We start from the raw sequence: 20750 nt of genomic DNA on the forward strand, positions 1-20750 counted from the left end.
TTCGCGAGCAAGCTCGCTCCCACAAGGGATGGTGGTGTTTGCAGGATCAGTCGTCGGCTATGGGATCGAGATCCGGGAACATCACTTCGGTAAAACCGAACTTGCTGAAATCGGTAATGCGCGACGGGTACAACCGGCCGATCAGGTGATCGCATTCGTGCTGCACGACGCGTGCATGGAAACCTGAAGCGATGCGCACAACCGGTTCTCCTTTGGGATCAAACCCTTCGTAGCGAATCTGCTGATAACGCTCCACCGCACCGCGCAAACCCGGCACCGACAGACAGCCTTCAAAGCCCTCTTCCGTCAGCGGGCTCAGCGGCGTGATCAACGGATTGATCAGGATCGTCTGCGGCACCGCTTCAGCGTCCGGGTAACGTTCGCTGTGTTCGAATCCAAAGATCACCAGTTGCAGATCGACGCCGATCTGCGGCGCGGCCAGACCAACGCCACCGACGCTTTCCATGGTCTGGAACATGTCGTCGATCAGTTGCCACAGTTCAGGGCTGTCGAACATTTCGGCCGGCACTGGCGGGGCGATGCGCAGCAGGCGCTCGTCGCCCATTTTCAGAATTTCACGGATCATGATCAGACTTCGTCAGTGTCCGGCTTGAGCGAATGATCGCGGCCCAGGCCCGAGACGTGTTGTTTGGGATGTTCATCGAGTTCGCCGGGGACTTTCTCACCCGGGTCCTTGCCCTCGCTGGACATGTGCTCGATCACCGCGTTCATCTCGGCGCCGAGCAACAGCACCGCGGCGGAAATGTAGAAATACAGCAACAGCACGATGATCGCCCCGATGCTGCCATACATCGCGTTGTAGTTGGCGAAGGTTTTCACGTAGAACGCGAAACCCAACGAAGCGATGATCCACACCACCACGGCCAGGACCGAACCGGGCGTGATGAACCGGAATTCCTGTTTGACGTCGGGCATGACGTAGTAAATCAGGGCGACGGCAACCATCATCAGAATCACGATCACCGGCCAGCGCGCGATGGTCCACACGGTGACGATGAAGTCTTCAAGCCCCACCTGCGCGGCGATCCAGCCCATCACCTGCGGCCCGAGCACCATCAGCGCGGCGGCCACCAGCAGCATGCCGGCAATGCCAACGGTGTAGACAATCGACAGCGGGAAACGCTTCCAGACCGGTCGCCCTTCAACCACGTCGTACGCGGCGTTCATCGCGCTCATCATCAAGCGCACACCGGCGGATGCGGTATACAGGGCAATGACAATACCGACCGAGAGCAGGCCGCCCTTGGATTGCTGCAACTGGTCGATCACCGGATTGACCTGCTCCAGCGCCTGCGGCGGCAAGACCAGTTCCGATTGCAGGCGCAGCCAGGAGAAAAAGTCTGGCAGGTGCAGGAAACCGATCAAGGCAATCAGAAACAGAATGAACGGGAACAGCGAGAACAGCATCTGGTAGGCCAGTGCCGAGGCGTAGGTCGACATTTCGTCGTCGACGAATTCAGTGACCGTGCGCATCATCACCCGATGCAGGGGCAGACCTTTCATGTCTGGAAATATCATTCGCGTCTCCTTTCGCCGCAGTACAGGTTTGAAGTCGTGGCGACTCAGGGGCCGTTTTTTACATCAAGGTAGCCTGTTTGGCGAACCTTGCCGGGTGTCAGCAGGATTTCGACACAAAAACGGCCATCCTTGGATGGCCGCTCGTGTATTTCGTTCAAGGCTGAATTACGCCTTGTCGACGCCTTTTTTCACAGCGTCTTTGGCTTTGCCAACCGCTTGCTGGGCTTCGCCTTTTTTCTCTTGAACCTTGCCTTCGGCTTGCAGCTTGCTGTTATCGGTAGCTTTACCGACGCCTTGCTTGACGTTGCCGACCGCTTCGTTGGCCATGCCTTTTACTTTATCGCCTGTGCTACTCATGGTGTTTCTCCGTGATGCATTAAGGGGGAAAAGTCAGTACGTAATGATTGACTGGCCGGGTTTGCGCCAAGTTTCATTTATTTTCAGCGGCTCATTTCGTCGCGGCGTGCAGGTTGGGCTTTATGTTTGCGTGCGTAGCCCCGAGAATGCGCAACATATGGGCGCCAAGCGCCAGGAACCGATCCCGCAGGAATGTTATGAAACTCGATAAAACGCAGGCCATCGCCCGACGCAACAAGGAACTGGGCGGTGCCGTGCTCGGCACCAACAACTGCCACTTCGCCGAACTGAACCGTAACCGCAATATCTGGTGGTTCGACCTGCCGGTGTCGCGTCTGGCGATCGGTCAGTACGAGTGGATTCACCTGCTGATGCACACGCCGGCCACTGACGAGCTGCTGCACCTGAAAGTGCCAACGGTGTTTTTGCGTGAAAAGCTTGAAGGGTTGGTGATTCGTAATGAAGGCAAGCGTAAAGCCGCGTTGAGCCTGGAATTGAGTGCGGACAAGGACTCGTATCTGCAGGACATGCGTCCGGCGGGGACTAACGTGAATTTCGCGCCGTTTCGTCAGTAGGATTTGTGCAGTCCCCTTTCCCCTCACCCTAGCCCTCTCCCAGAGGGAGAGGGGACTGACCGAGGTGTCTGGACCAGGTACGCCGACCTGAGATATCGAGTTGAACTCAGGTCTTGGACTGCACGCGATCGGCTCCCTCTCCCTCGGGAGAGGGCTGGGCGGGCGGCGTTCCGATGAGGGGTAGGCTCAACGCGAAATCCAAGCCCTGCCCCGCACCAACAAAAAGCCCCGCATCTGCGGGGCTTCGTGTTTTAAGCGGCGGACTTGGCCTTGATCTTCTTCAGCTCTTCATCACGCAACTCACGGCGCAGGATCTTGCCGACGTTGGTGGTCGGCAGCGCATCGCGGAACTCCACCGAACGCGGCACCTTGTAGCCAGTGACGTTGGCGCGCATGTGCTCCATCACCGTTTCCTTGGTCAGCGTGACGCCCGGTTTGGCGACGATGAAAATCTTGATCGCCTCGCCCGACTTCTCGTCCGGCACGCCGATGGCCGCGCACTGCAACACGCCCGGCAGGGTCGCCAGCACGTCTTCCAGTTCGTTCGGGTAGACGTTGAAACCGGAGACCAGAATCATGTCTTTCTTGCGATCGACAATGCGCATGTAGCCGTCCGGCTGGATCAGCGCGATGTCACCGGTCTTCAACCAGCCTTCGCTGTCGAGCATTTCATCGGTAGCTTCCTGACGCTGCCAGTAGCCCTTCATCACTTGCGGGCCCTTGACGCACAACTCGCCGATTTCACCCAGCGGCTGCTCGACACCGTTATCGTCGATGACTTTGCACAAAGTAGATGGCACCGGAATACCGATGGTGCCGATCTGAATGTTCTGGATCGGGTTGACCGTGGCCACCGGGCTGGTTTCGGTCATACCGTAACCTTCGCAAATGGCACAACCGGTGACCGCTTTCCAGCGCTCGGCAGCGGCCAGCTGCAAGGCCATGCCGCCGGACAAGGTGACTTTCAGCGCCGAGAAATCCAGCTTGCGGAAACCTTCGTTGTTGCACAGCGCCACGAACAGCGTGTTGAGACCAACGAAACCGCTGAACTTCCACTTCGACAGTTCCTTGACCATGGCCGGCAGGTCACGCGGGTTGCTGATCAGGATGTTGTGGTTGCCGATCAGCATCATCGCCATGCAATGAAAGGTGAACGCATAGATGTGGTACAGCGGCAGCGGCGTGATCAGGATCTCGCAACCTTCATTGAGGTTGGAACCCATCAGCGCTTTGCACTGCAGCATGTTGGCAACGAGGTTGCGATGGGTCAGCATCGCGCCTTTGGCCACGCCGGTGGTGCCGCCGGTGTATTGCAGTACCGCGACATCGCCGCTGTCCGGGTTGGCTTCGGCCACAGGCTGGCCCTGGCCCTTGCTCAGCACGTCGTTGAACTTGACGGCTTTTGGCAGGTGATAGGCCGGCACCATCTTCTTCACGTACTTGATGACGCTATTGATCAGCAGGCGCTTGATCGGCGGCAGCAGGTCGGCAACTTCAGTGACGATGACGTGTTTGACGCCGGTTTTCGGCACCACGGCTTCGGCCAGATGCGCCATGTTTGCCAGGCAAACGAGGGCTTTGGCACCGGAGTCGTTGAATTGGTGTTCCATCTCCCGCGCGGTGTACAGCGGGTTGGTATTGACCACGATCAACCCGGCGCGGATCGCACCGAAGACGGCCACCGGGTACTGCAGAACGTTGGGCAGTTGCACGGCGATTCGATCACCGGGCTGCAAATCGGTATGCTGTTGCAGATACGCAGCAAACGCACCGGACAATTCGTACAACTCACCGTAGGTGATTGTCTTGCCCAGGTTGCTGAAAGCCGGTTTGTTGGCGAAGCGTTGGCAGGATTGCTTCAACACTGCCTGAATGTTCGGATACTCGTCCGGATTGATGTCGGCAGCAATTCCAGCCGGGTATTTATCCTTCCAAAAGTCTTCGATCATGGAAGCCCACTCCTCAGCAACGCGAATTCTTCACCGCATTTGATGCGATTATTATTGGTGTGTGTTTGGTATTGGTGAATCTGGCTTTTATATAGGCCGAGAAGTCACAAAGCGCGCCGAGAGTAGCAGCTTTGCCAAGGGTCGACTAGAGCCAAAAGCGGCCCCTACAGTCATTATCATGACTCAAGACTACCTAGCAGTCATTTTAGAGCAAAAATCCTAGAACACCTTGAAAGCCCCGGTTTTCGGGGGCATTAAACAAAAATTCGCGAGCAGGCTCGCTCCCACAAGGATTGCATCTTTCCCTGTGGGAGCGAGCCTGCTCGCGAATGCGCGAATGCATGAATGCGTGAAACGCAGCGGTTAAGGGCTACGCGATATCGCGCAACTCGCGCCGCAGAATCTTGCCGACAGGCGTCATCGGCAATGACTCACGCAATACGATGTGTTTCGGCACCTTATACGCGGTGAAATTTTCTTTGCAGTAAGCCTTGAGCTCTTCGAGGCTGACCCCGGTTTCCCGCGCCACCACAAACAGCTTCACCGCCTCCCCCGAACGCTCGTCCGGCACACCGATCACCGCGCAGTTGGCGACTTTCGGATGCGCCATCACCACGTCTTCAATTTCATTCGGATAAACGTTGAAACCGGAGACGATGATCATGTCCTTCTTGCGATCGACGATGCGCACGAAACCGTCCGGATCGATCACCGCAATATCGCCGGACTTGAACCAGCCCTCGGCATCCAGCACCTCGGCCGTGGCTTCAGGTTTGTGCCAATAACCCTTCATGATCTGCGGGCCCTTGATGCACAACTCACCGCGCTCGCCCATCGGCTGTTCGACACCGTCATCGTTGATGACTTTCAGTAGCGTGCCCGGCACCGGCAAACCGACCGTGCCCAGTCGCGATTGATCACCGTACGGATTGGTGCAGGCCACCGGCGAGGTTTCGGTCAGGCCGTAACCTTCGGTGATGCGGCAACCGGTGATCTGCTCCCAGCGCTCGGCGGTGGCCTTGACCAACGCGGTGCCACCGGAGTTGGTGAGTTTCAGGCTGGAGAAGTCCAGCGTCTTGAAATCAGGGTGATCCATCAGCGCCACAAACAAAGTGTTCAGCCCCAGCAGCGCCGAGAACCGCCAGTTCTTCAGCTCTTTGATGAAGCCGGCAATATCCCGTGGATTGGTGATCAGCACGTTGTGATTACCGGAAACCATCATGCACATGCAGTTCGCGGTGAAGGCATAGATGTGATACAGCGGCAGCGGCGCGATCATCACTTCCTGGCCTTCGCGCAGCAGCGGCTGGCCGTCCGGGCCGAGTTGCGCCAGACAGGCGCGCACTTGTTGCATGTTCGCCACCAGATTGCCGTGGGTCAGCATCGCGCCCTTGGCCAGGCCGGTGGTGCCGCCGGTGTATTGCAGCACGGCGATGTCGTCGAGGCTGACCTTCAAAGGTTTGATGCCCAGGCCACGGCCCATACGCAACGCACTCTTGAAGGAAATCGCCTGGGGCAGCGAATACGCCGGGACCATTTTCTTCACTTTGCTGACCACGGTGTTGACCAGCCAGCCCTTGGCGGTGGGCATCAGATCGCCCATCTTCGCTTCGATCAGGTACTGAATGTCGGTGTCGGGCAGCACTTCCTGGACTTTCTGGCCGAACATGTTCAGGTACACCAATGCTCGTGCGCCGGAATCCTTGAACTGGTGGCGCATCTCCCGTGCGGTGTACAGCGGGTTGGTGTTGACCACGATCAGACCGGCGCGCAAGGCACCGAACACGGCAATCGGGTAATGCAGGACGTTAGGCATCTGCACGGCGATGCGATCCCCCGGCACCAGATCGGTATGTGCTTGCAGGTAACCGGCGAAGGCAGCGCTCTGGCGCTCGAGCTCGGCGTAGGTCAGCGTAATGCCCATGTTGCTGAACGCCGGGCGATCCGCGAACTTCTTGCAGGAACGCTCGAACACCTCGATCACCGACTTGAACTCGCCCATGTCGATGTCCAGCGGTACGCCGGCCGGGCGCTTGTCGTTCCAGAAATCAGGTTGCATTGTTCTTGTCCTCTTTACCTGAGCCGATCCGGGGCCGCTTTCTGTCATTTCTGAAAAAGCGGAGCTTCACGGACACTAGCAGCTATGGCCATTGAGGCAAATATGGACAAAGCCGTCATTGATCGTGTGAATCTTCCTGCCGTGGCGTGGGCTGATCAGACGCGCTATACAATGATCCGACTCTGAGCAAAGGAATCGCCATGATCCACGACACGCTATGGCTGGACGCGAGTGACCGCAGCCGCCTGTTCATCAATCAATGGCTGCCCGCCGCGCCATTGAAAGCGGTGATCCTGCTGGCCCATGGCATGGCCGAACACGGCGGCCGCTATGGGCGACTGGCCGAAACGTTTTGCGACAAAGGCTATGGCGTGTACGCCCCGGATCTGCGCGGACATGGCAGAACCGCCAATCACGGCACCCTCGGCCACTTCGCCGATGACGACGGCTGGTGCAAAGTGCTCGGCGATCTGGCCAGCCTCAACCAGCACATCGGCCAGCAGCACCCCGGCGTGCCGATCATTTTGCTGGGACACAGCATGGGTAGCTATCTTGCCCAAGGCTATTTACTGCACCACAGCGCCAGCCTGCACGGGACGATCCTCAGTGGTTCCAACTTTCAACCCGTCGCGCTGTACGGCGCCGCACGACAGATCGCCCGTCTGGAAAAACTGCGTCAGGGTGGCAAGGGGCGCAGTGCGCTGATCGAATGGCTGTCGTTCGGCTCGTTCAACAACAAATTCAAACCGGTGCGCACACGCTTCGACTGGCTGAGTCGTGATCCCGCCGAAGTCGACCAGTATGCCAACGACCCGCTGTGCGGCTTTCGCTGCACCAATCAACTGTGGATCGACCTGCTCGGCGGCTTGCAGCAGATCAGCAAAGCGTCCAATCTCGCCCAGATCGACCCGGGCCTGCCGCTGCTGGTAATCGGCGGCGAATGTGATCCGGTGAGTGAAGGCAAGCGTCTGACAGATCTGGCCAATGCGTTGCGCTCGGCCGGCAGCCAGCACCTGCAACTGAAGATCTACCCGCAGGCGCGGCACGAATTGTTCAACGAAACCAACCGCGACGAAGTGATCGCGGATGTGCTGGCCTGGATCGATCAGGCCCTGAGCCATCCGCGCCCTCAGCGCAGCGAATAATTTTTTGTGGATTCACTGAATCCGTCACAGGAATCGAGACCGATGACCCAGGTTACCAATATCCCTTACGAAGCCCTCGAAGTCGGCCAGACCGCCAGCTACAGCAAAACCGTCGAAGAGCGCGACATTCAACTGTTTGCCGCGATGTCGGGTGACCACAACCCGGTGCACCTGGACGCCGAGTTTGCCGCCGCGAGCATGTTCAAGGAGCGTATTGCTCACGGTATGTTCAGCGGTGCGCTGATCAGTGCTGCCGTGGCGTGCGAGTTGCCTGGGCCGGGTACTATTTATATCGGCCAGCAGATGAGCTTTCAGAAGCCGGTGAAGATCGGTGACACGTTGACGGTGCGTCTGGAAATCCTCGAGAAGCTGCCGAAGTTTCGTGTGCGCATCGCCACCCGTGTGTTTAACCAGCGTGATGAGTTGGTGGTGGATGGCGAGGCGGAGATTCTGGCGCCGCGCAAGCAGCAGACGGTGACGTTGCCTACCCTGCCAGCGATCAGCATTGGCTGATGGATTTGTGGTGTGTCAGGTAGAGCTTTCCCCCTCACCCCAGCCCTCTCCCCCAAGGGGCGAGGGGGAAGGGAGCCGATCTCCGTGGTTTTCAAAACCGGAGTTCACCTCAGATCGCTCACGTCGGTGTATCTCCAACATCCACCACGGTCAGTCCCCTCTCCCTCCGGGAGAGGGCTAGGGTGAGGGGCTCTTGCTCTTGCTCTTGCTTTTCCCTGCCCCATAAAAAACGCCAGACCAGCTGGCGTTTTTTGTACCCGGCAAACGCTTACGAACGGGCGCGAGCCTGGTTACGCAGGGCTTTCACCTGATCGTGGTTGCGTTGTACGCCGTGGTATTGGCGTTCAACCAGGTCACGAATGCCTACCAGATTGTGCTTGTTGATCTTCTCGATGGCTTCACGATAAGCCTTCAGCGCATGGTCTTCACCGCGCTCGGCTTCGTTCAGCACCGCCTCTTCGTCTTTGCCGGTGAACATGGCTTTGACATCGACCCAGCGACGGTGCAGATCACCGCTGACGCTGGTGGAAGTTTCCGGATCGCCGCCCAGCTTGCGAACTTCGGCTTGCAGTTCAGCGGCAGCAGTGGCGCAATCGGCTGAGCGAGTGACAAACAGGGTTTTCAGTTCTGGATGTTTGATGTCTTCAGCGCAAGTCTTGAACCCTTCCTGACCGTCCTTGCTGGTTTCAATCAGGTCATTGAGTACAGAGATGGCTTCTTTATTCATGTCGGTCATTTTTCAATTCCTTGCGATTGGTTGAAGATGCAAGGGATATTGCAGTGAGCGTGCCAGCTTTTTTACTGAGTAAAAATCGTTATTTATCAGTAACTTAAATATAAGTGAACTATCTGTATCACGGTTATTTGCATGATCTGTCATTTGGCCTGCATGCAGAATGCCTGTATTTTCCTGATTGTTTTGAAGACAGACGAAAACCCTGATGAATCCCGAAAAACTCGAACTGCTGATCACCCGCGAAATGCCTTTTGGCAAGTACAAGGGCCGAATCATTGCCGACCTGCCGGGGCCGTACCTGAACTGGTTTGCCCGTGAAGGTTTCCCGCACGGCGAACTGGGTGGCTTGCTCGCGCTGATGCAGGAGATCGACCATAACGGCCTGTCGGACTTGCTCGAACCACTGCGCGCCAAACACGGCAAACCTGCCCCGCGCCATTGAAGCGCCCTCCTCTTTAGAGTCAGCCGACCATGCCCGATAACACCCGCCGCGCCCGTGACGAAGCCTTCTGGCAAACGTTCGCCGACCGTTACGACGTTCAACCCGGCCCCGTGAACCTGGAAAACGGTTACTTCGGGCGCATGTCGCGCACGGTAATTGAGGAGTACCAGCGCAATATCGAGCTGATCAATACCAGCAATTCGGTGTACGTGCGCCAGCGTTTCGAGCAGCACGACAACCTCGATATTCGCGCGCAACTCGCCGAGCTGATCGGCGTACGCGCCCAGAGCGTCGCGTTCACCCGCAACGCCACCGAAGGCCTGCAATCGCTGATCCGTAACTACAACCGCTTGCAGCCGGGCGATCAGGTGCTGATCAGTGATCTGGAATACGACACGGTCAAAGGCGCCATGCGCTGGCTGGCCAGACATCGTGGCGCCGAGGTGATCGAAATTGCCCACGCGCACCCGGCGAGTTTCGACAGCCTGCTGGAGACTTACCGCGAAGCTTTCAGCGGTCACCCGAAACTCAAGCTGATGGCCCTGACTCACGTCACTCACCGCACCGGCCTGGTCATGCCGGTACAAGCCATCGCCGCGCTCGCCAAAGAGCATGGCGTCGATGTCATCCTTGACGGCGCCCATGCGCTCGGTCAGATCGAGTTCGATCTTGAAGCATTGGGCATTTCTTTCGCCGGCTTCAACCTGCACAAATGGATCGGCGCACCGCTCACCCTCGGTTTTCTCTACATCGCGCCACAACGCCTGGCCGATATCGATCCGGACATGGATGAAATGCATTACCCGGTTAATGACATCCGAGCACGCACGTCGTACAGCACGCCCAACATTCCAGCACTGATGACCTTGCCACTGGTGTTCGAAGAGCACCGCTCCCTGGGCGGTGCACCGGCCAAGGGCGCTCGCGTCAATTATCTGCGTAATCTGTGGGTCAGCGCGGTGCGGCACTTGCCGGGTATCGAGGTGATGACGCCCGACGATCCACGACTGTATTGCGGCATCACCTCGCTGCGCTTCACCCGGCACGACGATCAACAGGCGATGGCCGAGCGTCTGCTCAACGACTACAACCTGTTCACCGTGGTGCGCAATGGCGCAGCCAGCGGGCCGAGCATCCGTATTACGCCGGGGCTGACCACTACCGCTGGCGATATGCAGTTGCTGATCCGCGCGCTGAACGAACTGCGCTAAAACACCGCGCCCGTAGACTTCTCGTAGCCTGCAAGGCCGATCTGCGACGACACCGCAAAGGTGTCGACGCCGATCGTCAGGCTGCCGAAATAGCCGTCCTCAAGACCTTCCCCGCCAATCGGTCGCAATAGCAGCGGCGAGACATCATCCCCCGCCGTTTCACAGCTACACACATCCGGAAGATGCAGCCGTCCTGCCCAGGCCTCCTGATGTGACTGCAAAAGTTGATCATCACTGGCGATGCACACGGTCATGGCGATGCACGAGGCCCCGCCAGAGTGCTGATCCGGGTAAATACTGGTAAATCGCACGATGCCTTGGCTATCGGTCGACTGGGCGCCGCACAGGCTGTCGGCGCCAATGTTCTGTTCGATCCGGACCTGGGCGCCAACCACTGGCTCACCGGTCATGGCGTCGACCAGGGCCAGACGCAATACCAGTGGCAGGCCTTCGACGCCGCGGCTGATGTTGCGCACCTTTTCTTCGGTTTCGCGCCAATCGACACTGCCGACGATTTGAGATTGCCGCTGATCCAGAGGTGAGTGTTTTAAAGCTACAGATTGATGGTCGTCCATGAGGCGTTCTCTCTTCCGTAAGATGAACGCAGATTAGCGCCACGCAAACGCGGCTGTGCGGTAACTATGTATCGCGCGATGTCCTGACACTTTCTTCGAGGCAAAAAAAACGGTGCACCGACCAAGCGCACCGTAAAGCCGTAGAACACACAACGAAGTGTCTGGTAACAATCAGTCCAGCAGCGCCAACGCCTCGGCGGTGCATTCCTGAATACGGGCCCAGTCGCCGTTTTTGATCCACTCCGGATCAAGCATCCAGCTACCGCCCACGCACATGACGTTTTTCAGCGCCATGTAGCTCTTGATGTTGGCCGGGCCGACGCCGCCAGTCGGGCAGAATTTCACTTCCCCGAACGGGCCGCCGAGGGCCTTGATTGCCGCCACGCCACCGCTGACTTCAGCCGGGAACAGCTTGAAGCGGCGATAACCCAGACCGTAGCCTTCCATGATGCCCGAGGCGTTGCTGATGCCCGGCAACAGCGGAATCGGGCTGTCGACGCTGGCTTCCAGCAAGTCACGGGTGATGCCCGGAGTGACGATGAATTGCGAGCCGGCAGCTTCGGCCGCCGCGAGCATGTTGCGATCGAGCACGGTGCCGGCACCGGTCATCAGTTCCGGACGCTGGTCGCGCAGGATCTGAATGGCCTTGAGGCCGAACTGTGAACGCAGGGTCACTTCCAGCGCGGTCAGACCACCGGCGGCCAGGGCGTCGGCCAATGGCAGCACGTCCTGTTCGCGGGCGATGGTGATCACCGGCAGGATCCGCGCCTTGGCGCAGAGGCTGTCGATCAGGGCAACTTTGTCCGCCATGGAAACGGTCGGGGATGGGGTTGTCATAGCGGCTGTTCCTTGGCTCATGGGCACCAGTAAATCTCTAACGTAGGTTGCAGAAACGCGCGCACCGGCATGGCGGCGACGTCATCGGATGCCAGTGCGGCATTCAGGGTGGTCAGTTTCGATTGACCGGAAATCGACAGAATCTTGTGTTTGGCCGAAGCCAGCAGCGCACGGCTCATGGTCAGGCGCTGACGCGGCACGCTGGGTGCCAGCATCGGCCAGCAACGGCGAGTGCCATCGGCTTGCAGCGCTTCGGCAAGGTTCGGGCTGCCGGGGAATAGCGATGCGGTGTGGCCGTCATCGCCCATGCCCAGCACCAGCACATCAATCGGCGGCAGTTCGGCGAGCAAGCGATCAGCCTGTTCTGCAGCCTGCTCGACGTTGGCCGCCGCGCTATAAAGGCTGAGGAACTGCGCTTTCGCCGCCGGACCTTTGAGCAGGTATTGCTTGAGCAGGCCGGCATTGCTGTCGGCATGTTCAACCGGCACCCAGCGTTCGTCGGCGAGGGTCACGACGACCTTCGACCAGTCCAGATCCTGCTTGGCCAGATGCTGGAAAAACGCCACCGGACTACGACCGCCCGACACCACCAGCACCGCGTTGCCGCGTGCTGCAATGGCCTCGCTCAATAGCTTGGCAACGTTCAGCGCCAGACCTTCGGCCAACAACACCGGGCTGTTGAATTCGTGGGCATTTACGCCCACCGGCAGTTGCACATCAGATATCGCCATACCACGACCTCCCGTCTCGCGTGATCAATGCAATGGAGCTCATCGGCCCCCACGACCCGGCCGCATACGGCTTGGGCGCGTCACCGGATTTTTTCCACCCGGCGATCAACTGGTCACACCACTTCCACGCGGCTTCGATTTCATCTTTACGGACAAACAGGTTCTGATTGCCGTTCATCACTTCCAGCAACAACCGCTCGTAGGCATCGGGGATCCGCGCGCTACGCCAGGTGTCGGAGAAATTCAGTTGCAGCGGGCCGCTACGCAGTTGCATGCCTTTGTCCAGGCCCTGCTCTTTGGTCATCACGCGCAAGGAAATGCCTTCGTCCGGTTGCAGGCGGATGATCAGTTTGTTGCTGATCTGCAGGCGCTGCTCGGGGGCGAAAATGTAGTGCGACGGTTCCTTGAAGTGGATGACGATCTGCGACAGCTTTTGCGGCATGCGCTTGCCGGTACGCAGGTAGAACGGCACGCCGGCCCAGCGCCAGTTACGGATGTCAGCACGCAGGGCAACGAAGGTTTCGGTGTCGCTCTGGGTGTTGGAATTCGGTTCTTCGAGGTAACCCGGTACGGATTTGCCTTCGCTGTGGCCGGCGATGTACTGGCCGCGCACCACTTGCGTGGTCAGGCCTTCCGGGCTGATCGGCGCCAGCGCCTTGAGCACTTTTACCTTTTCGTCACGGATGCTGTCGGCAGACAGGTCGGCCGGCGGGTCCATGGCGATCAGGCAGAGCAACTGCAGCAGGTGGTTCTGGATCATGTCACGCAGCTGGCCGGCCTTGTCGAAGTAACCCCAACGGCCTTCGATGCCAACCTTCTCGGCCACGGTGATTTCCACGTGGGAGATGTAATTCTGGTTCCACTGGGTTTCGAACAGGCTGTTGGCGAAACGCAGGGCGATCAGGTTCTGAACGGTTTCTTTGCCCAGATAATGGTCGATGCGGTAGGTGCGGTTCTCCGGGAAGAACTGCGCCACGGCGTCGTTCACTTTGCGCGATGATTCGAGGTCTGAGCCGATCGGTTTTTCCAGCACCACGCGGGTGTTTTCTGCCAGACCGACTTTCGCCAGGTTTTCGCAGATCGCGCCGTATACCGCCGCCGGCGTGGCGAAGTAGGCAATCATGCGTTGCGTGCTGCCGGCCAGTTCGGCCAGCGCCACATAATCTTCGGATTTGAGGAAGTCGACGTGCAGGTAGGTCAGGCGTGCGAGAAAACGCTCGGCGACGGCTTCATCCAGCTCTTTACCTACATAGCGGCGCAGTTCGGCGGCGATGAACGCCATGTGCTGCTGCTGGGAACCTTCTTCACGGGCCAACGCGATGATGCGCGTGTCCTCGTGCAGCAGGTCGGCGCCATCGAGGTGATAAAGGGCAGGAAACAGCTTGCGCAGGGCCAGATCGCCAAGCGCGCCGAACAAGGCAAAGGTGCACGGTTCAACCGTAATCGAAGGCATGATGTTTGTTCTTTTATCAAGTTAAGCTACAAATACCTTTTTTCAAGGCATCACTCAAGGGAAAATGTAGTAATAACCACAACATTTTCGCAAAATACAGATTCCGAGTGGTGGTCGGTCGGAGCCATCAGTAGGATAGGCCACCGTTACGGGCCATATCAAAGGCCCAATTTGCATAGCCCGGCGCACCTTTGCGCAGGTGAATTAGGAATTCCATATGGACCGCGTGCGAAATTTACTGGAACAGATCCAGAGTCGCCTTGAAGACCTGAACAAGGCCGAACGCAAAGTCGCCGAGGTGATCCTGCTCAACCCGCAGCAGGCCACCCGCTTCAGCATTGCCGCCCTCGCTCAGGCGGCCTCGGTGAGCGAGCCGACGGTGAACCGTTTCTGCCGTTCGTTCGGCGTCAGCGGCTACCCCGAACTCAAGCTGCAGCTGGCGCAGAGCCTGGCCAGCGGTGCGGCGTATGTCAGCCGCGCGGTCGAGGCCGATGACAATCCCGAGGCGTACACGCAGAAAATTTTCGGCAGCGCCATTGCGTCCTTGGACAGTGCTTGTCAGGCGCTCGACCCGAACTTGATCAGCCGCGCTGTCGATCTGTTGATTCAGGCGCGGCAGATCCACTTCTTCGGCCTCGGCGCTTCGGCACCGGTGGCGCTGGATGCGCAGCACAAGTTCTTCCGTTTCAACCTCGCCGTCACCGCGCATGCCGATGTGTTGATGCAGCGAATGATTGCCTCGGTGGCGCACACCGGTGAGTTGTTCGTGATCATTTCCTACACCGGCCGTACGCGTGAACTGGTGGAAGTGGCGCGCATTGCTCGCGAGAACGGTGCTTCGGTGCTGGGTCTGACGGCAGAGAATTCGCCGCTGGCCAAGGCGAGTACCTTGAGCCTGAATATTCCGTTGCCGGAAGACACCGACATTTATATGCCGATGACGTCGCGGATCATTCAGTTGACGGTGCTGGATGTCTTGGCGACGGGGATGACGTTACGTCGCGGGGTGGATTTCCAGCCGCATTTGCGCAAGATCAAAGAGAGCTTGAATGCGAGCCGGTATCCGGTGGGTGACGAGTTCAACTAATGCAGAATCTCGGCTGACTGATCCATCGCTATCGCTGGCAAGCCAGCTCCCACAGTGTCCGCGCCGAACATTAAATTTGCGGACACCATTGAAACCTGTGGGAGCTGGCTTGCCAGCGATGGGGCCAGCAGCAACAACACAAACCTAAGCCGCTGCCCACGCCTGCAAACTCAAATGCGCTTTCTCCCCCGGCGCCAGATGCAGACTGTCGGTCCCGCCCGTCGCCGCTTCCACGCAAACAAACTCCGAAATCTCATCCCACGTCACGCCCAACAGCGGCCGCGCGCCCGGATGCCATACTACCGTGTCGGCACTGTCGCCAGTATCGATGCACAACTCGCGCTGCCAGGCATGATCCTTGAGCTGCAACTCACCGTCATGCTGGAACACCCGCTGACACCCGCCATCGACGCGCAACTCACCTTCCTGCTGACAAACCTGGCGATTCAACTGGTCATAACCCTGCGCCCCTTCGAGCCCAGACAGCGCTATCTCACCGACATCGCCAATACGCCAGTAAGCATGCAAAGCCTGGCTCAACTGGCACGGCATGTCGTCTTGATGCTCGGTGCTCAGGCGTAATTCCATGCGTTCACCCAGATGTGCGTGCAGGTCAACCTGCCAGTCGCACAGCTGCAATTGCCAATGCAGGCGCACGCCATCTTCGGCGCTGCTGCTGTCGAGCAACTTCCAGTCGAGCAAACGCGCCCAACCATGGGACGGCCAGGCGTTTTCACTGGGATGACGGCCATACCACGGCCAGCACACCGGCACGCCACCGCGAATGGCACCCACGTGCGGCCACTTCGCCGCACACCACAACCACGGCTTTTGCCCACGCGGCTGAAAGTGCAGCAATTGCGCGCCCTGACGACTGAACACCGCCTGACACAGCGGGTGATCGATCACCAACACGTCGCGCATCTGATAGCGCTCCCAGGCGAACACCGGTTGTTCACGCAGGGATTTGAAGAAGCGTTGTAGCGGATGCTCATGCATTTGCCACGATCCTGAACTCGACTTTCACCGGGCGGCGCTTGCCCCAAAAAAAAGCGGACAGCCTTGGCTGTCCGCAAATATGCGCACATAGAGAGGAGCTTATCGCAGACGCGTTAGAACGTAGACTGAATTTTCAGGCCAGCGACCAAAGCGTTGTCCACTTCATCCACACCACCCGGGTGAGTGATGTATTGCAGGTTAGGACGTACGGTCAGCCAGTTGGTGACGTGGAAGCCGTAGTTGATCTCGTAGTTGTATTCGGTTTCACGAATCGGCGAGAACACTGGATTGTCGTAGTCCGACACACCGTTGGATGCATTCAGCAGCTCGGCGTTTTTCTTCACGTCATCGTTGACGTGGATACGCGCCGCGCCAATACCAACGTCATCCTTCGGACGCGCGTCGAACGGACCTTTGTAGACAAACATCACCGACTGGTAGTTGTCGATGAAGTTGGTGTCTTTGTCGTGGAAGGTCGCGTTGGCAGCGATGTTCAGACCGCGGGTCGCATCACCGTTGTGGCTGGTGAGTTGCTGTTGCGCCACGAACCAGTAGCCGCTTTTGCTGCTGTGGGTTTTGTACGCGTCGCCCGTAGTAGCAGCGTCGAAACCGTTGACGTCTTCGCGAACGTCGTCGGCATCGGCCGTGCTCTTGTAGTAACCGACGCGGTATTCGCCCGGCAGGCTGTTGACCTTCGGCGACCAGACCAATTCAACCGGCAACACAGTACCTTTGGTGCCGCTGCCGCTGAGTTTGAAGCCGTTACCGTGTTCCAGCTGCGACGGGTTCTGGTTGTACGCACCGATCTGCGCGTAGAGCTCGTCGTTGATGTTGTACTTCACGCGGATCGCGGCCTGGCTGACGGGCCAGTTGTACCAGATGTTGGTTGCCCAGTTACCCACTTGGGAACCGCAGAACGCCAGGTTCTGGAAGTCGCACGGGAAGGTGTTGAAGTCTTCGCCTTCACCGAAGTAACCGGCCTTGACGTCGAGTTTGTTGTCGAAGAACTGGTGCTGAATCCACAACTGGGTCAGACGCACCATGTGGCCACGACCGTAAACTTCCTGCGAGGAGCTCAGGGTGCCGGCACGCGGATCGCCAACGCGGTCGTTGGAGATGTTGTAACCGTTACGGTTGGTCAGCTGGATCTTGGCCTGAGTGTTATCCCAGCCCCACAGCTTTTGCAGATCGAGTGCCACGCCCAGACCGAACTGGTCAGCGTAACGCGCGGTCTTGTCGTCGTTGTAGCCACCGTTCAGGTTGCCACCGACTTCCCCAACGTAGTCAGCCTTGATGTCGATACCCTGCTCGATCAGCTTGGTACGCTCGCCACCCCAGTCGCCGGTCATCCATTTCGAATCGGAACTGAAGGCATCCGCCGCCATGGCGTTACCAGCCAGCACCAACGCCGCCGCAGCTGACACTTGGCAGATCAACCGGGCATTGACGTGTTTCTTTTTCATCCCTACATCCTCGTCTTTATTGTTATTAACTGTTTTTATCTAACGCGGTTTACATAAAGTGCGATGGATTACAGGCAATCCAGCGCGTGCTCCTTTGTGGGAGTGAGCAGGCTCGCTCCCACATTTGTTCTTCAGCGGCCTTTGAATTGCGCCACGTTCGCAGACCGCGCATCGGTCTGTGGTTGACCGGCAGTGCCGAGGCGCTCGCCGGTGTTGGCATCGAACAACAACACTTTCGACGGATCGAATTGCAGCGTCAGGCTCTCGCCCACCTGCGGTGCCACGTCCGGCGCCAGACGGCAGCAGACCTTGGTTTCATTCAGGTTGACGAACACCAGGGTGTCCGGACCGGTCGGCTCGGTCACCTGCACTTCGGCACGAATGCTCGGCAGGCCGTTACCCTCGCCGTTCGCCAAAACAATCTGCTCAGGGCGCAGGCCGAGAATCACTTCGCGATCTTCAAGCCCGGCATCCTGCATGCTCATCGGCAACTCGCAACGCGCCTGACCACTGTCGAGCAGCGCCAGCAGACGACCGTCCTTGCGTTGCAGACGCAGGGGAATGAAGTTCATCGGCGGCGAACCGATGAAACTCGCCACGAACAGGTTGGCCGGGTCGTTGTAGATCTCTTTCGGCGTGCCGAACTGCTGAATGATGCCGTCCTTCATCACCGCAACCTTGTCGCCCAGGGTCATCGCTTCGATCTGGTCGTGGGTCACGTAGACCGTGGTGGTTTTCAGGCGCTGGTGCATCAGTTTCATTTCGGTGCGCATTTCGACGCGCAGCTTGGCGTCGAGGTTGGACAGCGGTTCGTCGAACAGATAAATCTTCGGTCGACGCGCCAACGCACGGCCCATTGCCACACGCTGTTGCTGACCGCCGGAAAGCTGGCCCGGTTTGCGATTGAGCAGGTGTTCGATCTGCAGCAGCTTGGCCACGCGCGCGACTTCTTCATCGATCGCCGCTTGAGGCATCTTGCGAATCTTCAGACCGAACTCGATGTTCTCGCGCACGCTCATGGTCGGGTACAGCGCGTACGACTGGAACACCATGGCGATGTCGCGATCCTTCGGGCTCATGCCGCTGACGTCTTGGTCACCGATCATGATTGCGCCGCCGGTGATGGTTTCCAGACCGGCGATGCAGTTCATCAACGTCGATTTGCCGCAGCCCGACGGGCCGACGAGGATCAGGAATTCGCCTTCCTTGATCGACAGTTCGATGTTCTTCAGGGTGTCCGGCAGGCCGGCACCGTAGGTCTTGTTTACGTTGCGAAGTTCGAGCGTTGCCATGATTACCCCTTGACTGCGCCGGCCGTCAGCCCGCGCACGAAATACTTGCCTGCGACCACATAGACCAGCAGTGTCGGCAGGCCGGCGATCATCGCCGCTGCCATATCAACGTTGTATTCCTTGGCGCCGGTGCTGGTGTTGACCAGGTTGTTCAGCGCCACCGTGATCGGTTGCGAATCACCGCTGGAGAACACCACACCGAACAGGAAGTCATTCCAGATCTGGGTGAACTGCCAGATCAGGCAGACCATGATGATTGGCGTCGACATCGGCAGAATGATGCGGCGGAAAATCGTGAAGAAACCCGCGCCATCGAGGCGTGCGGCTTTCACCAGCGCATCCGGAATGCTCACGTAGTAGTTACGGAAGAACAGCGTGGTGAACGCCAGACCGTAAACCACGTGGATAAACACCAGGCCGGTGGTGGTGCTCGCCAGGCCCATTTTGCCGAGGGTGAACGAGGCCGGCAGCAGCACGGTCTGGAACGGCAGGAAGCAGCCGAACAACAGCAGACCGAAGAACAACTGCGAACCACGGAAGCGCCAGAACGACAGCACATAACCGTTAAGCGCACCGATGGCGGTGGAGATGATTACGGCGGGAACGGTGATCTTGATCGAGTTCCAGAAGTAACCGTCAACCGTGGCCCAGGCCTTGACCCAGCCGATGCCGCTGACCACGGTCGGCCAGCTCAACAGGTTGCCGGTGCTGATGTCTTCCGGAGTCTTGAAGCTAGTCAGCAACATGACCACCAGCGGCACCAGATAAAGCAGGACAGCGAGGATCAGCACTGCGTAGATCGCGATGCGACTCAGGCTGATAGCGGGTTTGGCAGCGAGACTAGTCATTGCGCTTGGTCCTCAGCTCGGAATACAGGTAAGGCACGATGATCGCGAGGATCGCACCGAGCATCAGAATCGCACTGGCCGAGCCCATGCCCATCTGGCCGCGACTGAAGGTGAAGGAATACATGAACATCGCGGGCAGGTCGGAGGAATAACCCGGGCCACCGGCAGTCATCGCCGCGACCAGGTCGAAGCTCTTTATCGCGATGTGCGCGAGGATCATCACCGCACTGAAGAACACCGGACGCAGGCTTGGCAGCACCACTTTCCAGTAGATCGTCGGCATGCTCGCGCCATCGATCTGTGCGGCACGGATGATCGATTGATCAACGCCACGCAGGCCGGCCAGAAACATCGCCATGATGAAGCCCGAGGCTTGCCACACAGCGGCGATGACCAGGCAGTAGACCACGCGATCAGGGTCGATCAGCCAGTCGAGACGGAAGCCTTCCCAGCCCCAGTCACGCAACAATTTGTCCAGGCCCATGCCCGGGTTGAGCAGCCATTTCCAGGCGGTACCGGTAACGATCATCGAGAGCGCCATCGGGTACAGGTAAATGGTGCGGATAAAGCCTTCGCGACGGATGCGCTGGTCGAGGAACACCGCCAGCAACACGCCGATCACCAGAGTGATACCGATGAACATGCCACCGAACACCGCGAGGTTTTTGCTCGCGACCCACCAGCGATCGTTGTCGAACAACCGCGCGTATTGCGCCAGGCCGGCCCACTTGTAGTTGGGCAGGAACGTCGAGGTGGTGAACGACAGCACGAACGTCCACAGGATGTAGCCATAGAAGCCCACCAGCACGATGAACATGCTCGGCGCCAGCACCAGTTTGGGTAGCCAGCGTTGCAATGCATCGAACGGCGAGGCCTTGCTGAACACAGCAACAGAACTCATGGGGAAATCCAGTACAGGGAATAAAAACTACAGTGAGA

General features: G+C 58.5%; 21 protein-coding genes. 6 read left to right on the forward strand and 15 right to left on the reverse strand.

Translation table 11 applies throughout. From position 1 onward, the window contains the following. Positions 1-46 precede the first annotated feature (46 nt). The 3 genes from def to ACZ0A4_RS16845 all read right to left on the reverse strand — a co-directional run bounded on the left by def (position 47) and on the right by ACZ0A4_RS16845 (position 1896). On the reverse strand, positions 47-586 hold the full coding sequence (gene def / locus ACZ0A4_RS16835; protein WP_463575654.1) for a peptide deformylase: 540 nt from the start codon (positions 584-586) through the stop codon (positions 47-49). Positions 587-588: 2 nt separating this feature from the next. Then, the gene (locus tag ACZ0A4_RS16840; protein WP_463575655.1) at positions 589-1539 is read right to left on the reverse strand and encodes a YihY/virulence factor BrkB family protein; all 951 of its coding nucleotides are present in this window, start codon (positions 1537-1539) and stop codon (positions 589-591) included. A 165-nt stretch (positions 1540-1704) separates the two neighbouring features. Next, on the reverse strand, positions 1705-1896 hold the full coding sequence (locus tag ACZ0A4_RS16845) for a CsbD family protein (RefSeq protein WP_414868301.1): 192 nt from the start codon (positions 1894-1896) through the stop codon (positions 1705-1707). A 197-nt stretch (positions 1897-2093) separates the two neighbouring features. Here ACZ0A4_RS16845 and ACZ0A4_RS16850 point away from each other — a divergent pair, with 197 nt between their 5' ends. Next, complete coding sequence (locus ACZ0A4_RS16850) at positions 2094-2471, forward strand: hypothetical protein (RefSeq protein WP_007917843.1); 378 nt, start codon at positions 2094-2096, stop codon at positions 2469-2471. A gap of 251 nt (positions 2472-2722) precedes the next feature. On the opposite strand, the gene fadD1 is transcribed toward ACZ0A4_RS16850, so the two are convergent. Together fadD1 and fadD2 are read right to left on the reverse strand one after the other, a co-directional pair. Then, the gene (gene fadD1, locus ACZ0A4_RS16855) at positions 2723-4420 is read right to left on the reverse strand and encodes a long-chain-fatty-acid--CoA ligase FadD1 (protein WP_095112255.1); all 1698 of its coding nucleotides are present in this window, start codon (positions 4418-4420) and stop codon (positions 2723-2725) included. Between the two features lie 370 nt (positions 4421-4790). Further along, a complete protein-coding gene (gene fadD2 / locus ACZ0A4_RS16860) occupies positions 4791-6479 on the reverse strand; it encodes a long-chain-fatty-acid--CoA ligase FadD2 (RefSeq protein WP_463575656.1) in 1689 nt (562 codons plus the stop codon). Positions 6480-6679: 200 nt separating this feature from the next. Between fadD2 and ACZ0A4_RS16865 the strand changes: the two genes are divergently transcribed. Continuing rightward, positions 6680-7624: a lysophospholipase gene (locus tag ACZ0A4_RS16865; RefSeq protein ID WP_463575658.1), complete on the forward strand. Its 945-nt coding sequence runs from the start codon at positions 6680-6682 to the stop codon at positions 7622-7624. Between the two features lie 42 nt (positions 7625-7666). Beyond that, positions 7667-8137 carry a MaoC family dehydratase gene (locus ACZ0A4_RS16870; RefSeq protein WP_003227420.1) on the forward strand — a complete coding sequence of 157 codons (471 nt, stop codon included), beginning with the start codon at positions 7667-7669 and terminating at the stop codon, positions 8135-8137. 268 nt (positions 8138-8405) lie between these two features. Here ACZ0A4_RS16870 and ACZ0A4_RS16875 read toward each other — a convergent pair whose 3' ends face one another. Beyond that, complete coding sequence (locus ACZ0A4_RS16875; RefSeq protein WP_034153383.1) at positions 8406-8873, reverse strand: ferritin-like domain-containing protein; 468 nt, start codon at positions 8871-8873, stop codon at positions 8406-8408. Positions 8874-9078: 205 nt separating this feature from the next. Between ACZ0A4_RS16875 and ACZ0A4_RS16880 the strand changes: the two genes are divergently transcribed. Beyond that, entirely contained in the window at positions 9079-9315 is a 237-nt protein-coding gene (locus ACZ0A4_RS16880) for a DUF3820 family protein (protein ID WP_003227425.1), read from the forward strand. Between the two features lie 29 nt (positions 9316-9344). Beyond that, positions 9345-10526 (forward strand): aminotransferase class V-fold PLP-dependent enzyme, encoded by a 1182-nt coding sequence (locus ACZ0A4_RS16885; RefSeq protein WP_463575659.1) that lies wholly within the window; start codon positions 9345-9347, stop codon positions 10524-10526. On the opposite strand, the gene ACZ0A4_RS16890 is transcribed toward ACZ0A4_RS16885, so the two are convergent. The 4 genes from ACZ0A4_RS16890 to zwf form a co-directional block, all read right to left on the reverse strand. Continuing rightward, positions 10523-11101, reverse strand: coding sequence for a peptidase associated/transthyretin-like domain-containing protein (locus ACZ0A4_RS16890; RefSeq protein WP_463575660.1), 579 nt, complete (start codon positions 11099-11101; stop codon positions 10523-10525). The two genes, ACZ0A4_RS16885 and ACZ0A4_RS16890, sit on opposite strands and share 4 nt — an antisense overlap. Positions 11102-11272: 171 nt before the next feature. After that, complete coding sequence (locus ACZ0A4_RS16895) at positions 11273-11938, reverse strand: bifunctional 4-hydroxy-2-oxoglutarate aldolase/2-dehydro-3-deoxy-phosphogluconate aldolase (RefSeq protein WP_008082815.1); 666 nt, start codon at positions 11936-11938, stop codon at positions 11273-11275. 17 nt (positions 11939-11955) lie between these two features. After that, a complete protein-coding gene (gene pgl, locus ACZ0A4_RS16900; protein ID WP_463575661.1) occupies positions 11956-12669 on the reverse strand; it encodes a 6-phosphogluconolactonase in 714 nt (237 codons plus the stop codon). Continuing rightward, the gene (gene zwf, locus ACZ0A4_RS16905; RefSeq protein WP_077574250.1) at positions 12656-14122 is read right to left on the reverse strand and encodes a glucose-6-phosphate dehydrogenase; all 1467 of its coding nucleotides are present in this window, start codon (positions 14120-14122) and stop codon (positions 12656-12658) included. The genes pgl and zwf overlap by 14 nt, the downstream gene beginning before the upstream one ends. Before the next feature lie 226 nt (positions 14123-14348). Here zwf and ACZ0A4_RS16910 point away from each other — a divergent pair, with 226 nt between their 5' ends. Beyond that, complete coding sequence (locus ACZ0A4_RS16910; protein WP_171057240.1) at positions 14349-15209, forward strand: MurR/RpiR family transcriptional regulator; 861 nt, start codon at positions 14349-14351, stop codon at positions 15207-15209. Positions 15210-15353: 144 nt separating this feature from the next. Here ACZ0A4_RS16910 and ACZ0A4_RS16915 read toward each other — a convergent pair whose 3' ends face one another. The 5 genes from ACZ0A4_RS16915 to ACZ0A4_RS16935 form a co-directional block, all read right to left on the reverse strand. After that, positions 15354-16208, reverse strand: a complete 855-nt coding sequence (locus tag ACZ0A4_RS16915; RefSeq protein WP_463575662.1) for a D-hexose-6-phosphate mutarotase — start codon at positions 16206-16208, stop codon at positions 15354-15356. Between the two features lie 113 nt (positions 16209-16321). Beyond that, a complete protein-coding gene (locus ACZ0A4_RS16920; RefSeq protein ID WP_095126181.1) occupies positions 16322-17671 on the reverse strand; it encodes a carbohydrate porin in 1350 nt (449 codons plus the stop codon). A 131-nt stretch (positions 17672-17802) separates the two neighbouring features. After that, the gene (locus ACZ0A4_RS16925; RefSeq protein ID WP_422607883.1) at positions 17803-18963 is read right to left on the reverse strand and encodes an ABC transporter ATP-binding protein; all 1161 of its coding nucleotides are present in this window, start codon (positions 18961-18963) and stop codon (positions 17803-17805) included. Between the two features lie 2 nt (positions 18964-18965). Continuing rightward, complete coding sequence (locus ACZ0A4_RS16930; RefSeq protein WP_007917872.1) at positions 18966-19811, reverse strand: carbohydrate ABC transporter permease; 846 nt, start codon at positions 19809-19811, stop codon at positions 18966-18968. Next, a complete protein-coding gene (locus ACZ0A4_RS16935) occupies positions 19804-20712 on the reverse strand; it encodes a carbohydrate ABC transporter permease (protein WP_007917874.1) in 909 nt (302 codons plus the stop codon). Before ACZ0A4_RS16935 ends, ACZ0A4_RS16930 begins: the two co-directional genes overlap by 8 nt. Positions 20713-20750 lie beyond the last annotated feature (38 nt).

This window comes from Pseudomonas sp. AC172, assembly GCF_979258595.1.

Coding starts and splice junctions, on each gene's coding strand:
- ACZ0A4_RS16915 (WP_463575662.1), bottom strand. CDS start 16,208: ATGCATGAGCATCCGCTACAACGCTTCTTCAAATCCCTGCGTGAACAA.
- ACZ0A4_RS16935 (WP_007917874.1), bottom strand. CDS start 20,712: ATGAGTTCTGTTGCTGTGTTCAGCAAGGCCTCGCCGTTCGATGCATTG.
- zwf (WP_077574250.1), bottom strand. CDS start 14,122: ATGCCTTCGATTACGGTTGAACCGTGCACCTTTGCCTTGTTCGGCGCG.
- ACZ0A4_RS16930 (WP_007917872.1), bottom strand. CDS start 19,811: ATGACTAGTCTCGCTGCCAAACCCGCTATCAGCCTGAGTCGCATCGCG.
- ACZ0A4_RS16850 (WP_007917843.1), top strand. CDS start 2,094: ATGAAACTCGATAAAACGCAGGCCATCGCCCGACGCAACAAGGAACTG.
- ACZ0A4_RS16870 (WP_003227420.1), top strand. CDS start 7,667: ATGACCCAGGTTACCAATATCCCTTACGAAGCCCTCGAAGTCGGCCAG.
- ACZ0A4_RS16895 (WP_008082815.1), bottom strand. CDS start 11,938: ATGACAACCCCATCCCCGACCGTTTCCATGGCGGACAAAGTTGCCCTG.
- ACZ0A4_RS16885 (WP_463575659.1), top strand. CDS start 9,345: ATGCCCGATAACACCCGCCGCGCCCGTGACGAAGCCTTCTGGCAAACG.
- ACZ0A4_RS16840 (WP_463575655.1), bottom strand. CDS start 1,539: ATGATATTTCCAGACATGAAAGGTCTGCCCCTGCATCGGGTGATGATG.
- fadD1 (WP_095112255.1), bottom strand. CDS start 4,420: ATGATCGAAGACTTTTGGAAGGATAAATACCCGGCTGGAATTGCTGCC.
- def (WP_463575654.1), bottom strand. CDS start 586: ATGATCCGTGAAATTCTGAAAATGGGCGACGAGCGCCTGCTGCGCATC.
- ACZ0A4_RS16845 (WP_414868301.1), bottom strand. CDS start 1,896: ATGAGTAGCACAGGCGATAAAGTAAAAGGCATGGCCAACGAAGCGGTC.
- ACZ0A4_RS16925 (WP_422607883.1), bottom strand. CDS start 18,963: ATGGCAACGCTCGAACTTCGCAACGTAAACAAGACCTACGGTGCCGGC.
- ACZ0A4_RS16880 (WP_003227425.1), top strand. CDS start 9,079: ATGAATCCCGAAAAACTCGAACTGCTGATCACCCGCGAAATGCCTTTT.
- fadD2 (WP_463575656.1), bottom strand. CDS start 6,479: ATGCAACCTGATTTCTGGAACGACAAGCGCCCGGCCGGCGTACCGCTG.
- pgl (WP_463575661.1), bottom strand. CDS start 12,669: ATGGCGATATCTGATGTGCAACTGCCGGTGGGCGTAAATGCCCACGAA.
- ACZ0A4_RS16920 (WP_095126181.1), bottom strand. CDS start 17,671: ATGAAAAAGAAACACGTCAATGCCCGGTTGATCTGCCAAGTGTCAGCT.
- ACZ0A4_RS16875 (WP_034153383.1), bottom strand. CDS start 8,873: ATGACCGACATGAATAAAGAAGCCATCTCTGTACTCAATGACCTGATT.
- ACZ0A4_RS16890 (WP_463575660.1), bottom strand. CDS start 11,101: ATGGACGACCATCAATCTGTAGCTTTAAAACACTCACCTCTGGATCAG.
- ACZ0A4_RS16865 (WP_463575658.1), top strand. CDS start 6,680: ATGATCCACGACACGCTATGGCTGGACGCGAGTGACCGCAGCCGCCTG.